The sequence below is a fragment of the Catenuloplanes sp. NPDC051500 genome (genome assembly GCF_044454585.1).
Classification (GTDB): domain Bacteria; phylum Actinomycetota; class Actinomycetes; order Mycobacteriales; family Micromonosporaceae; genus Catenuloplanes.
This window is the reverse complement of record NZ_JBITDX010000021.1, coordinates 127,497-142,185: the sequence shown is the minus strand read 5'-3', so window position 1 is coordinate 142,185 and position 14,689 is coordinate 127,497. Positions and strand designations below refer to the sequence as shown.

General features: G+C 70.1%; 10 protein-coding genes. 5 read left to right on the top strand and 5 right to left on the bottom strand.

The features are described from left to right. Positions 1-58: 58 nt before the first annotated feature. Complete coding sequence (gene ndk / locus ACIA8K_RS32730; protein WP_396066303.1) at positions 59-484, top strand: nucleoside-diphosphate kinase; 426 nt, start codon at positions 59-61, stop codon at positions 482-484. Between the two features lie 414 nt (positions 485-898). Here the strand turns inward: ndk and ACIA8K_RS32725 are convergent, their stop codons facing one another. The 3 genes from ACIA8K_RS32725 to ACIA8K_RS32715 are packed head-to-tail and all read right to left on the bottom strand — an operon-like array spanning position 899 to position 3,437. After that, on the bottom strand, positions 899-1,675 hold the full coding sequence (locus tag ACIA8K_RS32725) for an ABC transporter permease (RefSeq protein ID WP_396066301.1): 777 nt from the start codon (positions 1,673-1,675) through the stop codon (positions 899-901). Next, positions 1,672-2,442 (bottom strand): ABC transporter permease, encoded by a 771-nt coding sequence (locus ACIA8K_RS32720; RefSeq protein ID WP_396066299.1) that lies wholly within the window; start codon positions 2,440-2,442, stop codon positions 1,672-1,674. The genes ACIA8K_RS32725 and ACIA8K_RS32720 overlap by 4 nt, the downstream gene beginning before the upstream one ends. Next, the gene (locus ACIA8K_RS32715) at positions 2,439-3,437 is read right to left on the bottom strand and encodes an ATP-binding cassette domain-containing protein (protein WP_396066297.1); all 999 of its coding nucleotides are present in this window, start codon (positions 3,435-3,437) and stop codon (positions 2,439-2,441) included. Before ACIA8K_RS32715 ends, ACIA8K_RS32720 begins: the two co-directional genes overlap by 4 nt. 316 nt (positions 3,438-3,753) lie before the next feature. On the opposite strand from ACIA8K_RS32715, the gene ileS reads away from it, so the two are divergent. Then, positions 3,754-6,906: an isoleucine--tRNA ligase gene (gene ileS, locus ACIA8K_RS32710; RefSeq protein WP_396066295.1), complete on the top strand. Its 3,153-nt coding sequence runs from the start codon at positions 3,754-3,756 to the stop codon at positions 6,904-6,906. Positions 6,907-7,027: 121 nt separating this feature from the next. Beyond that, positions 7,028-7,714: a lysophospholipid acyltransferase family protein gene (locus ACIA8K_RS32705; RefSeq protein ID WP_396066293.1), complete on the top strand. Its 687-nt coding sequence runs from the start codon at positions 7,028-7,030 to the stop codon at positions 7,712-7,714. On the opposite strand, the gene ACIA8K_RS32700 is transcribed toward ACIA8K_RS32705, so the two are convergent. Further along, positions 7,701-9,173 carry a cryptochrome/photolyase family protein gene (locus ACIA8K_RS32700; protein ID WP_396066291.1) on the bottom strand — a complete coding sequence of 491 codons (1,473 nt, stop codon included), beginning with the start codon at positions 9,171-9,173 and terminating at the stop codon, positions 7,701-7,703. The two genes, ACIA8K_RS32705 and ACIA8K_RS32700, sit on opposite strands and share 14 nt — an antisense overlap. Before the next feature lie 93 nt (positions 9,174-9,266). Continuing rightward, entirely contained in the window at positions 9,267-11,237 is a 1,971-nt protein-coding gene (locus ACIA8K_RS32695; protein ID WP_396066289.1) for a hypothetical protein, read from the bottom strand. Positions 11,238-11,413: 176 nt separating this feature from the next. On the opposite strand from ACIA8K_RS32695, the gene ACIA8K_RS32690 reads away from it, so the two are divergent. Both ACIA8K_RS32690 and rffA read left to right on the top strand, forming a co-directional pair. Further along, positions 11,414-13,366, top strand: coding sequence for a TIGR03960 family B12-binding radical SAM protein (locus tag ACIA8K_RS32690; protein ID WP_396066287.1), 1,953 nt, complete (start codon positions 11,414-11,416; stop codon positions 13,364-13,366). Positions 13,367-13,426: 60 nt separating this feature from the next. Then, positions 13,427-14,584 (top strand): dTDP-4-amino-4,6-dideoxygalactose transaminase, encoded by a 1,158-nt coding sequence (gene rffA / locus ACIA8K_RS32685; protein WP_396066285.1) that lies wholly within the window; start codon positions 13,427-13,429, stop codon positions 14,582-14,584. Positions 14,585-14,689: the final 105 nt, after the last annotated feature.

Genomic DNA, 14,689 nt, shown 5'->3' with positions numbered 1-14,689 from the left:
CCAACGTCACGGCTGATCCATCAGTGACTCTCGAAGATCCACCCCAGGAGGCAGTTCGGTGTCCACCACCACCCCGGCCGAGCGCACGCTCGTTCTCCTCAAGCCTGACGCGGTCCGCCGTGGCCTCGTCGGCGAGGTGCTCGGCCGCTTCGAGCGCAAGGGCCTGACGATCGACGCGATGGAGCTGCGCACGATCGACGCCGCCGCGGCGGACGCGCACTACGCCGACCACACCGCCCAGCCGTGGTACCCGCCGCTGCGCGACTTCGTGACCAGCGGCCCGCTTGTCGCGCTCGTGCTCTCCGGCGACGAGGCGATCTCCGTGACACGCGGCCTGATCGGCGCGACTGACGGCCGGAAGGCGGCCGCGGGCACGATCCGCGGCGACTTCTCCCTCTCCAACCGCGAGAACCTGGTGCACGCCTCCGACTCCCCGGAGAGCGCGAAGCGCGAGATCGACCTCTGGTTCCCCGGCCAGGCCTGATCCCGTAGTCATGAGGGCCGCGCGGGCCACCCACTGTCCGCGCGGCCTCGTTTCACCCGGACGCCGACGTCAGACCCCAAGCCGACGTCAGAACCAGAAGCCGACCTCAGAACCAGAAGCCGACCTCAGAACCAGAAGCTGAAGTCACAAGCAGAGCCAGAAGCGGATTTCCCACTCTGTGGACGGTGCTGCCCGCGTGCTCCCGCGGGCCGCGGACCCGTGGGTGGTCACCGCGAACACGCGACGCCCGTCGTGGGCCGCGTCACCGGCGCGACCCACGACGGCGGTCGCGAAAGATCTGGACGTCACCCCCACGGGCCCGCGGCCCGCGGGAGCGTGCGGGCCGGACCACCCACCGAGTGGGAAATCCAGATCTTGATCTGCTTAGGGCCCATGATCAGGCCGGTCCTCGTCCTACAGCGTGTCCAGGGACGCCCGCCGCCGGGACTCGGCCTCGAAGACCCGGAGCAGCACGGCGGTCAGTACGGCGTAGGCGAGCCCGATGCCGGCCTCGGCCAGCAGGTCCGGCGCGATCTGGGAGAGACCTGCGCCGGCCGCCGCGTCCCGGGCGGCCGCGGCCGCGTGGGTGACCGGCAGCGCGGTGCCGATCGCCCGCAGCCCGGCCGGCAGCTGGTCGAGCGGCACGTTCACGCCGGTGAGCAGCACCATCAGCGCGGTCGTCACGTTCGAGATGACCCAGATGTCGCGGAACCGCAGCCCGAGCGCGCCGAGCGTCAGCCCGAAGAACGAGCACGCCACCGAGCTCACGGCCAGGCACAGCGCAAGCGACGGGATTGCGGACGCCGGGATGTGCAGGCCGAGCAACAGCGCGCCGACGGTCAGGATGACCGCGGCCACCAGCAGGCCGTTCGCGGCGTAGGGGGTGGCCCGGCCGAGGAAGATCAGCGTGCGGCTGCGCGGGGAGAGCAGCACGTGCCCGAGCGTGCCGAACCGGCGCTCGTTGCCGATCGCCATCGTGCCGCCGAACACGCAGGTCCAGGCGACGGAGAGCACCGCGTTGCCGACGATGTAGAACCTGTCGTCGCCGACGGCCAGCTCCCGGCCCACATAGGCGAAGAAGATCAGCTGGAAGAGCGGGCCGATCAGCAGCGAGCCGATGAACACGATCGGCGTGGTCCAGTTGAAGAGCGCACGGTAGGCGATCACGCTGCCCAGGCCCAGGAGCCTCATGCGAGCGCCAACGTCGCCGCCGCGCGGGCCTGCCGCTCGACGTGGACCAGGGCCAGCGCGCCGAGTCCGAGGCAGACCGCGCTGATCCCGGCGCAGAGCGCGAGCGACGGCCAGACCTTGCCACCGGCGGTCGCCTCGCGCAACGCCCGAGCGCCCCAGGTGGTGGGCAGCGCGGCCGCGATCGGGCCGGTCCAGGCGGGCAGCGACGCGATCGGCAGCAGCATGCCGGAGAGCAGCCAGATCGGGTACTCAAGCGCGTTCATGAACGCGTTCGCGTGCCGGACCAGGATGAACAGCGACGCCAGCAGGATGCCGAACGCGCCGAGCGAGAGCACTGTGACGAGCGCGGCGACCGGGAACGCGAACGGGTGCGCGAAGTCCAGCGGGATGCCGTAGAGGACGCGGCCCCAGACCAGCGTGGCCAGCAGCGCGTAGCTGCCCATCGCGCCGTTCGCGAGCGTGATCGGCAGGAACACCATCACCGGGCGCCGGGGCGCGAGCATCAGCATCTCAAGCGTGCCCTGCCAGCGCTGGGACTGGATCGCACCGCCGGCGCCGAACAGCACCGACGACCAGACGCCCATCATCCCGGCGCCGACCGCGGCCTGCAGCAGCTTCTGCGGCTCGTCCGACGCGCGGAACAGGTAGACCGCGAGCGTGGCCTGCACGATCGGTACCACCACGAACGAGCCGATCTCGAACGGCGAGCGGGACGCGTGCTTGAGGTGGAACAGCATTCCCATGAACAGCATGCGCAGCGTGCTCATGCGACCACTGCCGGTTCGCGTTTGCCGGCCGCGGAGATGATCGCCACGTAGGCGTCCTCGAGGGTGGGCTCCCGGGACGTGACCCGGCCCAGGCGCACGCCGTCCAGCCGGCGCAGCACGTCCGCCTGCACGTCGGTGTCCGCGTCCGACTGCACTGTCACAAGCTGGACCTGGCCGCGTTCCTCGACCGCCGCCTCGCGTACCCCCGGCAGCTTTTGAAGATCTTCAAGGGCATCCGTGGGTACGCCGTAGGCCTCGATCTCCAGCACCCGGCGCCCGTCCGCCCGGTGGCGCAGTTCCGCGGGCGTGCCGAGCGCCTGGATCTCCCCGTCCGAGATGACGGCGATCCGGTTGCAGAGCTCGTCCGCCTCGGCCATGTAATGCGTGGTCAGCAGCACTGTGGTGCCGGTCGCGGCCAGGTTCGCCACGGTGGTGCGCAGCTCGCGGGCGGCCACCGGGTCCACACCGATCGACGGCTCGTCCAGGAAGATCACCTCGGGCTTGTGCAGCAGGCCGCGGGCGATGTGCAGTCGCTGCCGCATGCCGCGTGAGTAGCCCTCGACCCGCTCGTTCTCCCGGCCGGTCAGCTTCACCAGCTCCAGCAGCTCGGCGATCCGGCTCTTCTGCTCGCGGGCGGGCACGCCGTAGAGCTCGGCGAAGTAGCGCAGGTTGTCGAGCGCGGTGAGGCGCTCATAGAGGCCGCGGTCGCCGCCGAACACGTAGCCGATCCGCCGCCGCACCTCGCGGGTCTGGGTGACCACGTCGAAGCCGCAGATCCGGGCCGTTCCCGCGGACGGGATGAGCAGCGTGTTCAACATCTTGATCGTGGTGGTCTTGCCGGCGCCGTTCGGCCCGAGCAGGCCGAAGAGCTCGCCCCGGCCGACCGCGAGGTCCACGCCGCGCACCGCGTGCACCTCGGTCGTCCTGGGTCTCAGCCACCCCGTGCGGCTGCGGTAGGTGCGCCGCAGCCCTTCAGCCTCGATCGCATAGTCCATGCGGGTGACGCTAGGGGTTTTCGAATGCGTGTGCGAACCGGTTTCGTGCTTGATCGAACGACGGCGGTTGGTAACTCGGATGAGAACGCTCCGCGAGGGTGGGTACTCTTGGGGGCAGCAAGGCGTTGATCCGGCCATCACCGGGGAGCCTCCGGAAGAAAAGCTCTCAGGAGCCCAGTAGAACCGGACGGGGCGGCCCGTCACAGCCGACATTGAGCGGGTGGTCGTTCCATGATCACCAAGCGGGGTGGTACCGCGGGTCCGTGAGGGCTCGTCCTCGCAGTCCGTGCAGGCTGCGAGAAGAGAGCGACCTCCGATGGCGTACCCCAAGAACGCTGCGACACCCGGCGTGCCGGCCAGCCCGGACCTGCCGGCGGTCGAGCGCGGCGTCCTGGACTACTGGGCGTCCGACAAGACCTTCGAAGCCTCCGTCGAGGCTAGGCCCGCCTCCGGCGGGAAACCGGAGACGACGGACAGTGCCGCTGAGGGCTCCGCAAGCTCCGCCGATAATGAGTACGTCTTCTACGACGGCCCCCCCTTCGCCAACGGCCTTCCGCACTACGGCCACCTGTTCACCGGATATGTGAAGGACCTGGTCCCGCGCTACCAGACGATGCGCGGGCGGCGGGTGGAGCGGCGCTTCGGCTGGGACACGCACGGCCTGCCCGCCGAGGTCGAGGCGGAGAAGCAGCTCGGCATCTCCACCAAGGCGGAGATCCTTGACCTGGGCGTGCAGACGTTCAACGACGCCTGCAAGACGTCGGTGCTCAAGTACACCAAGGACTGGGAGCGGTACGTCACGCGCCAGGCCCGCTGGGTCGACTTCGAGAACGACTACAAGACCCTCGACCCGGACTACATGGAGTCCGTGATGTGGGCCTTCAAGACCCTTCACGAGAAGGGGCTCGTCTACGAGGGCTTCCGCGTGCTGGCGTACTGCTGGCGCTGCGAGACCCCGCTGTCGAACACCGAGACCCGGATGGACGACACCTACCGCGACCGGCAGGACCCGTCCGTCACCGTCTGGTTCCAGCTGGACTCCGGCGAGAAGATCGCGGTCTGGACCACCACGCCGTGGACGCTGCCGTCGAACCTGGCGCTTGCGGTCGGCCCGGACATCACCTATGCGGTCCTGTCGCGCGATGGGGAGAAGTATCTCCTGGGTGAGAACCGGGTGGCCGCCTACGCCAAGGAGCTCGAGGGCTTCGAGCAGGTCGGCACCGTGCAGGGCTCGGAGCTTGTCGGGAAGCGGTACACGCCGCTCTTCGACTACCTGGTCGAGCAGGCCGGGCCGAACGCGTTCCAGGTGCTCGGCGCCGAGTTCGTCACCACCGAGGACGGCACCGGCGTGGTGCACATGGCGCCCGCGTTCGGCGAGGACGACCAGAACACCTGCAACGAGGCGGGCATCCCGACGATCGTGACGGTGGACGAGCACACCCGGTTCACCGCGCTGGTCCCGGACTTCCAGGGCGAGCAGGTCTTCGACGTCAACAAGCCGATCATCCGGCTGCTCAAGGACCGCGGGGTGGTGCTGCGGCAGGACACATACACGCACTCGTACCCGCACTGCTGGCGCTGTGAGACCCCGCTTGTCTACAAGGCGGTCTCGTCCTGGTTCGTGGCGGTCTCCACGTTCCGGGACCGGATGGTCGAGCTGAACCAGGAGATCACCTGGACGCCGTCGCACATCAAGGACGGCTCGTTCGGCAAGTGGCTTGCGAACGCGCGCGACTGGTCGATCAGCCGCAACCGCTTCTGGGGCTCGCCGATCCCGGTCTGGAAGTCGGACGACCCGACGTACCCCCGGGTCGATGTCTATGGCTCCTATGCGGACATGGAGCGGGACTTCGGCGTGAAGATCGAGGACCTGCACCGGCCGTTCGTGGACGAGCTGACCCGGCCGAACCCGGACGACCCGACCGGGCAGTCGACCATGCGCCGCGTGCCGGAGGTGCTTGACTGCTGGTTCGAGTCCGGTTCGATGCCGTTCGCCCAGGTGCACTACCCGTTCGAGAACACCGAGTGGTTCGAGGACCACTACCCGGGCGACTTCATCGTCGAGTACATCGGCCAGACCCGCGGCTGGTTCTACACCATGCACGTGCTGGCCACCGCGCTCTTCGACAGGCCGGCGTTCCGCAACTGCCTCAGCCACGGCATCCTGCTCGGCGAGGACGGGCGCAAGATGTCCAAGAGCCTGCGGAACTACCCGGACGTCTACAAGGTGTTCGACTCGCACGGGTCGGACGCGATGCGCTGGATGCTGATGTCCTCGCCGGTGCTGCGCGGCGGCGACATGGCGGTCACCGAGGTCGGCATCCGCGACGCGGTCCGGCAGGTGCTGCTCCCGCTCTGGAACGTCTACTACTTCTTCTCGCTCTACGCGAACGCGGAGGGTTACGAGGCGAAGCGGAAGACGGACAGCACAAACGTCCTCGACCGCTATGTGCTGGCCAAGACCGGCGAACTCGTCGAAACCGTCCAGCGTCAGATGGACGACTACGACATCTCCGGCGCCTGCGCCAGCGTGCGGTCCTACCTGGACGCGCTCACCAACTGGTACGTGCGCCGGTCCCGCGACAGGTTCTGGGAGGGCGACGCCGACGCGTTCGACACGCTCTACACAGTGCTTGAGACGCTCGCCCGGGTGGTGGCGCCGCTCGCGCCGCTGACAAGCGAGGAGATCTGGCGCGGCCTGACCGGCGAGCGCTCGGTGCACCTGACCGACTGGCCGTCCGCGAGCGAGTTCCCGGCCGACCACGCGCTTGTCGCGGCGATGGACTCGGTCCGGGACGTCTGCTCCGGGGCGCTGTCGCTGCGCAAGGCCCGCGCGCTGCGGGTCCGGCTGCCGCTGCCGCGCCTGACCGTCGCCACGCCGGACGCCGCCTCCCTCGGTGACTTCACCGCGCTCATCGCGGACGAGGTGAACGTCAAGGAGGTCGTGTTCACCACGCAAGTGGAGGACTACTGCCGGCAGGTGCTCACGGTCGTGCCGCGCGCGCTCGGACCGCGCGTCGGCGGCCAGGTGCAGCAGGTGATCAAGGCGGTCAAGACCGGGAACTGGGAGCTTGTCGACGGCGCACCCGTCGCGGCCGGCGTCACGCTGCAGGACGGCGAGTACGAGCTGAAGCTGGTCGCGGTCGACGTGGAGAACTCGGCCACGCTGTCCAACGGCGGCGTGGTCGTGCTCGACACCGCTGTCACGCCTGAGCTGGCCGCCGAGGGCCTGGCCCGGGACGTGGTCCGGGTGGTCCAGCAGGCCCGCCGGGACGCGGACCTGAACGTGTCGGACCGGATCACGGTCACGGTCTCCGCCTCGGACGAGGTGGTCGCGGCGGTCCGCGGGTACCGGGACTTCGTGGCCGGCGAGGTGCTCGCGGACGATCTCGTCTTCGACCAGGTCACCGACGGCTTCATCGGCGAGGTCGGCGACGGCGAGCAGGTTGTCGTCCGGGTCGCCCGCTGATGTGACGTAATAGCACCCCGTGCCGCTGTTACCCGGGGCACGGGGTGCTTTCATTTCGGCGCCGGTCCGCTACCGTGTGATCGCCCGTGACAGCGGGGCTACGTCGCGGGAGGGTCGAGGGTTGCCAGCGCTCTATTCGGTGGGGAAGGTCACTGTCGGCCCGCTCCTGAACCTGATTTGGCAGCCCACTGTCGAAGGCCGGGAGAACATCCCGCACTCCGGTGGCGTCGTCTTCGCGAGCAATCACCTCTCCGTCGCCGACGAGCTGCTCTCCGCCGTCGTCGTCCCCCGCCACCTGGCGTTCTGGGCGAAGGCGGAGTACTTCAGGGGTTCCGGCCCGCGCGGCCTCTTCCTCAAACACCTGCTCCAGGCGCTCGGTGCGATTCCCGTCGAGCGCGCCGGCGGCCGCGCCGCGCTCGCCGCGTTCGATGCGGCGATACCGGTCCTCAAGGGCGGCGGCCAGGTCGTCGTCTACCCGGAGGGCACCCGCTCGCCCGACGGCCGCCTCTACAAGGGCCGCACCGGCGCCGCCCGGCTCGCCACCATGGCCGGCGTCCCGGTCATCCCGGTCGGCGTGGTCGGCACGGACCGGATGCAGCCGATCGGCCAGCGCATGCCCCGGCTGCTGCCCAGCGACGTGACGATCCGCTTCGGCACGCCGATGGATCTCAGCGGACGCCCGGCGGACACCCTCGGCCTGCGCGCGATGACCGACGAGATCATGGCCGAGATCCAGAAGCTGACCGACCAGGAGTACGTCCCCCGCTACGCCCCGCCGAAGGACCAGCCCGCCGCTACGGGGCTCTAGAGCCGCGGTCCTGCTCCTGGGCGATGATCTGGTCCAGGTCGTGGATGCTCTCGAGCTGCTGTAACGAGCGCATCATCCGGACGTTGCCGGACAGGCGCTCGCGGGTGCGGTGCAGGAACGTCCAGTAGCCGGCCGTGAACGGGCAGGCGTTCTCGCCGAGCCGGGTGCGTGGGTCGTAGCGGCAGCCGGAGCAGTAGTCGCTCATCCGGTTGATGTAGTTGCCACCCGCGGCGTACGGCTTGGTGGTGATCTTTCCGAGGTCGGCGTACTGGCTCATGCCGACCACGTTCGCGACCATCACCCACTCGAAGCCGTCCACGAAGTTGCGGTGGAACCAGTCGACCATCGCGGCCGGCCGCCACCCCCGTTGCAGCGCGTAGTTGCCGAGCACCATCAGGCGCGGGATGTGGTGCACATATCCCCGATCGCGTACGCCGGACAACACGTCCGACAGACAGCGCGCGTCGACCGCGTCCGCGTCCAGGTTCGCGAACCAGTCGGGCAGCCGGTTGCGCGCGTGCAGCTCGTTGACGGAGCGGTAGCCGGCGTCGAAGTACCAGTAGAGGTGCCAGACGTAGTCACGCCAGCCGATCAGCTGCCTGATGAAGCCCTCCGCGCCGGCCAGCGGCACCGCGTCGACCCGGTAGGCCTGCTCGGCGAGGTCGATCGCCTCCACCGGGTCGAGCAGGCCCAGGTTGAAGCTGCTGGACAGCAGGCTGTGCGCCATGAACGGGTCGCCGGAGAGCATGGCGTCCTCGTAAGGGCCGAAGAGCGGCAGCCGGTCCGTGACGAAGTGCCGTAACCGGGCCAGCGCCTCCGCCCGGGTCGCCGGGAACAGGCGCGGGCCGTCGACGCCTGTGAACTCGACGCCCTCGGCCGCCCATCGGTCCAGGTCAGCGCGGACCTCGGCGTCGATCTCGTCCTCGACGATCTCCGGCGGCGGGGGCACGTTGAGCCGGGTGACACCGCGCGGCGGCGGGTTGCGGTTGTCCGCGTCCAGGTTCCACTTGCCGCCGGCGGGACTCCCGTCCGGCTCCATCAGCACGTCGTGCCGATGCCGGGCGTGCCGGTAGTAGTCCTCCATCCGGAGCGTGCCGCGCCGCGCGTCGGCCCAGCTCACGAAGTCCTCGTGGCTGGTCACGTAGCCGCGCGGCGGGAGCACTGTGACGTCGTCGAGCGCGTCGACGAGCCTGCGGGCCCGCAGCGTGGTGGGTGCGCAGACGTCGACCGGCTCACCGGCCAGGCGCAGCGCCTCCCGATAGGTGCGGGTCTTCAGGTAGAGCACCCGATCGCCCAGCTCAGCGGCCCGGTGCCGCATCGCGGAGAGCGTCAGATGCGCCTTCTGCCTGTGGAACGCGCGCCGCTCGAAGACCCCGCGCGACTCCACCATCAGCACGGTCTGCTGCGGCTCGTCGAGAAAGTGCGGCCCCAGTTGGTCTCCGAACAGCCAGCGCCGCATGCGACGAATTCTTTCCCTGCCGGAGGTCTCATCCGGCGGCGACGCACCTTTTATTACTGTGGTTCAAGTCACATGCAAGTTGCAGATTTTTACCTACACCGAGATGGAGATCTGCTCGCGGGTGATCACCGACGAGCGGATCCGGTCAAGCAGCGCCGCGCTGTCCGACAGTGAGCGGCGGGTGAAGACCACCGCGCCGAGGCTGCCGTGGTCGGCCCAGCCGCAGACGACCACTGCCGCGCCGTCCGACTCGCCGGTGCCGCAGCGCTGGAAGCCGCCGACCTCGCCCGCGTCCACCGGCTCGGTCTCGGCCAGGTTGTACTGATTGCTCAGCCTGGTCATCTCCTCGGTCAGGTCGGTCTCGGGCGACCAGCGGAACCCGGTGATGCCGTAGATCGTCACGCGCTTGCCGGAGCCGTCGCCGTAGACGCCTGCGAACGTGCTCTCGGCCAGCAGGTACTCGCCGCGCATCTCGTCCTGAAGCGTCCGTGCGGTGTCGTCCGCCTCGGTGCCGCCGCGCAGCGCCAGATCGCCGATCGCCTCAGGTGTCGACGCGCTCGCCGGGTACTGCTGCCACAGCGGCGTCCCGAAATACGCGGGCAGCCCGCAACAGCACGCCACGGTCAGCAACAGCATGGTGAGCAGCACCATCGGCCAGCGGCGACGACGGCGCCGGGGACGGCGCATCGAGGCCGGCGGCGGATATCCCGGTGGCGGATATCCCGGCGGGAGCTGCGGGCGCGCGGCCGGCTGCCGATCCCTCTTCCGCTTCTTCTCCTTCTTCGGGGGTACGACAGGCGCGCTGGGCGGTGCCGGCCGGCTCTGCGCCGCGGGCGGGGACGGCGGCGGAGGCTGCTGCTGCGGGCGGGTGTAGGCGGGCGGCGGCGCGTACTGCGGCGGCGGCGTGTGGGCGCGCGGCTGCTGGTGCGGGGGCTGTGAGCGTGGTTGCTGGGACTGCGGTGGCTGGAACTGCGACGGCTGGGACCGGGGCGGCTGGGACCGGGGCGGTGCCTGCGGCGGCCGTGACCCCTGCGGCCGCTGTGACTGGGCCGGCGGCGGGGGCGGGGGTGCGGCGGCCGGGCGGTCGATCGTGGTGCGCGGCATGTCCGGCCGGTCTATCCGGGTCGGGTGCAGCGGCGGCGCCGGGTAGTCGTAGTGGTGCTCCGGCTGGTCGTCGTCCCACGAGGAAGAGCCCTCCCACGGGTCGACCGGGGCGGGCAGATCAAGCGTCGGATCGAGCTTCTCCCGCCTGTCCGGCCCGTCCGCCCGCGCGGCAGGCCGCTGCTCGTCGTCACGGCCGAGGCCGAACCGGCGGCGCTTCTTCGGCCCGGGTGGCGGCACGGCGGCCGCACCCCGCCACGCGGCCGGTCGCGGCTCCTCGGTCTTCGCGTCATCCCCGGCATCCATCTTCGCGGTGCCGTCGGCGGCGGAGGGCTCCTCGGCGGCGGGGCGCTGCTCGGCGGCAGGGTGCTGCCCGGCGGCAGGGTGCTGTTCAGCGGCAGGGTGCTGTTCAGCGGCGGGGCGCTGCTTGGCGGCAGGGTGCTGCTCAGCGGGGTCGGTCGGAGTGGGGCTGGACGCGGCGCTGCCCGGCTGCTCAGGCGCGGCCGTCTTCGCCGTGCCGTGGCCGGCCGGCCCGGACGCGGCGGGCGCGGGCATCCTCCTCGTGCCCTCTCCGCCGGCCTGCGGCATCTTGTTCGTGCCGTCTTCGCCGGCGGCCGGCATCTTCGTCGTGCCGTCCCCGCTGACGGTCGGCATTGTGCTTGTGCCGTCCCCGCCGGCCTGCGGCATTGGGCTTGTGTCGCCTCCGCCGGCCTGCGGCATTGGGCTTGTGTCGCCTCCGCCGGCCTGCGGCATTGTGCTTGTGCTGTCCCCGCCGGCCTGCGGCATTGTGCTTGTGCTGTCCCCGCCGGCCCGCGGCATTGTGCTCGTGTCGTCCCCGCTGGCCTGCTGCATCGCCGCCGTGTCGTCCGGCGTGCTCCCGGCCGTACCCCCGGGTGATTGTGGCTTTGGTTCTGAGGCCGTCGGATCGGGCTCCGGGTGGCGGTCCGGCCGATCTTCCGACATCGCTCAGGTCTCCTTGCCGCTCAGGTGTCACACAGGTCAGCGGGCCACCCCGCGGGCCCTACCGACGAGGTTAGCCCCGCCCGGCCAGCCCGGCTCGGGGCGGCGTTCCGGGCGGGTGCGGGTCGGTGCGCGGCTACGGGCGACGCGTACCCTGGGTGGTTGATCCGGGAGGTTTCATGAGCGTCACTTCGGTGTGGCCCCAGCTCGAACAGCTGCTGCCGCTGATCAGCAAGCCGATCCAGTACGTCGGCGGCGAGCTCGGCGCGGTCACCAAGGACTGGGACTCCGCGACCGTGCGCTGGGCGCTGATGTACCCGGACGCCTACGAGGTGGGCGTCCCGAACCAGGGCGTCCAGATCCTCTACGAGGTGCTCAACGAGCAGCCGGACGTGCTTGCCGAGCGCACCTACGCGGTGTGGCCGGACCTCGAGGCGCTGATGCGCGAGCGGGGCGTGTCCCAGTTCACCGTGGACGCGCACCGGCCGGTCGGGGCCTTCGACCTGCTGGGCCTGTCGTTCGCGACCGAGCTCGGGTACACGAACTTGCTGACCGCGCTTGACCTGGCCGGCATCCCGCTTGACTCGCGGGACCGCACGGAGGCGCATCCGATCGTCGTGGCCGGTGGGCATGCGGCGTTCAACCCGGAGCCGATCGCGGACTTCATCGACGCGGCAGTGCTCGGCGACGGCGAGGAAGCGGTCCTGGAGATCACCGCCATCGTCCGGCAGTGGAAGGCGGAGGGCGCGCCCGGCGGCCGGGACGAGATCCTGCTGCGCCTGGCGAAGACCGAGAGCGTCTACGTGCCGCGCTTCTACGACGTCGACTACCTGGAGGACGGCCGGATCCACCGGGTCGTGCCGAACCGGGCGGGCGTTCCGTCGCGCATCCACAAGCGCACGACCATGGACCTGGACGCGTGGCCGTACCCGAAGAAGCCGATCGTGCCGCTTGCCGAGTCGGTGCACGAGCGGTACGCGGTGGAGATCTTCCGGGGCTGCACGCGCGGCTGCCGCTTCTGCCAGGCCGGCATGATCACCCGCCCGGTCCGCGAGCGCTCGATCACGACTGTGGGCCAGATGGTCCGGGACGGCCTGGAGTTCTCCGGTTACTCCGAGGTGGGTCTGCTGTCGCTGTCCAGCGCGGACCACAGCGAGATCGGCGACATGTGCTCCGGCCTCGCCGAGCAGTACGCGGGGACGAACGTGTCGCTGTCGCTGCCGTCGACCCGGGTGGACGCGTTCAACATCGAGCTTGCGCAGGAGCTGTCCAAGAACGGGCGGCGCACCGGCCTGACGTTCGCGCCGGAGGGCGGCTCGGAGCGGATCCGCCGTGTGATCAACAAGATGGTCAGCGAGGAAGACCTGATCAACACGGTGGTCACGGCGTACACAAACGGCTGGCGGCAGGTGAAGCTGTACTTCATGTGCGGCCTGCCGACCGAGGAGGACGAGGACGTCCTGCAGATCGCCCGGCTCGCGCACGAGGTGATCAAGGCGGGCCGCGCCGCGACCGGGTCGAAGGACATCCGCTGCACCGTGAGCATCGGCGGGTTCGTGCCGAAGCCGCACACCCCGTTCCAGTGGGCGAAGATGGATCCGCCCGAGGTGATCGACAACCGGCTGCGGCTGCTCAAGGCCGCGATCAACAGCGACCGTTCGCTCGGCCGGGCGATCGGCTACCGGTACCACGACGGCGAGCCGTCGCTGATCGAGGGACTGCTGTCGCGCGGTGACCGGCGGGTCGGCGCGGTGATCCGCAAGGTGTGGGAGAACGGCGGCCGGTTCGACGGCTGGAGCGAGCACTTCTCCTACAGGCGCTGGATCGATTCGGCTGCCGAGGTGCTGCCCGGGTTCGGCGTGGACACCGCCTGGTACACCACCCGGGAGCGCGAGGAGCAGGAGGTCCTGCCCTGGGACCACCTCGACTCGGGGCTGGACAAGGAGTGGCTGTGGCAGGACTGGATGGACTCGAAGAGCGAGTTCGAGCAGGACGACTGCCGCTGGACGCCGTGCTTCGACTGCGGCGTGTGCCCGTCGATGGACACCGAGATCCAGGTCGGCCCGACCGGGAAGAAGCTGCTGCCGTTGACGCCGCTGAACTCGTCCGGTCCGAGGGTTCACGCACACTGACGGGTTACTAGTCCGTTTTGATCACCCTTTTCATGAAATAGGAGCATTAGCGTAGGCGGGGTGACCGCGACGCTGACCCCTCTGACCGGAATCCCGTTCAACCGCCCGTACCTGTGCGGGCTGGAACGGGAGTACGTCGGCGAGGCGATCGGGCTGGGCGCGCTCTCCGGTGACGGGCCGTTCACCGCGCGCGCCACCGGGCTGCTCAGCCGCCTCGTCGACGCGCCGGAGGCCCTGCTCGCCACGTCCTGCACGCACGCGCTCGAGATGGCCGCGATCCTGCTCGACCTGCGGCCCGGCGACGAAGTGATCATGCCGTCGTTCACCTTCGTCTCCACCGCGAACGCGTTCGCGCTGCGTGGCGCCGTGCCGGTCTTCGTCGACTGCCGCCCGGACACGCTTAACCTGGACGAGCGCCTGGTCGAGGGCGCGATCACGTCCCGTACCCGGGCAATCGTGGTCGTGCACTACGGCGGCGTGGCCTGCGAGATGTCCACGATCACGGCGGTGGCGGCCCGGCACGGACTCGCGGTGATCGAGGACAACGCGCACGGGCTCGGCGGCACCTACCGCGGGCGGCCGCTCGGCTCGTTCGGCGCGCTCGCCACGCAGAGCTTCCACGTCACCAAGAACGTGCAGTGCGGCGAGGGCGGCGCGCTGATCTTCAACGACCTCAGCTACTTCTCCCGCGCCGAGATCGTCCGGGAGAAGGGCACGAACCGCAGCCAGTTCTTCCGCGGCATGGTCGACAAGTACCGGTGGGTGGACGTCGGCTCGTCGTACCTGCCCGCCGACCTGCTTGCCGCGTTCCTCACCGCGCAGCTGGAGGCGTTCGACGACATCCAGCGCCGCAGGCACGCGGTCTGGTCCGCCTACGACACCCGCCTGGCCGCCTGGGCGTTCGATCGCGGCGCCGCCCGCCCGGTCGTCCCGGTCAGCTGCGAGCACCCGGCCCACCTCTACCAGCTCCTGATGCGCGACACGGCGGACCGGCAGGAGTTCATCCGGCACCTCGGCCACCGCGGCGTGCAGGCCGCGTTCCACTACCTGCCCCTGCACTCCGCCCCGGCCGGCCGCCGCTACGGCCGCACCGCGCCCGGCGGCTGCCCGGTCACCGAGGACGTCGCCGACCGCCTGGTCCGCCTCCCCCTCTTCGCCGGCATGACCGCCTCCGAACTCGACCAGGTCATCGACGCGGTGATCAGCTACCGGCGGTGAGCCGGAGTCTCGGCTGTCGGCACACGTGTCATTCGTCTGGGTACTGCAAAAATACCGCCTCGTACTGCAAAGTTAGCCCCTGAGGCTACTATTGAAGACATCAGG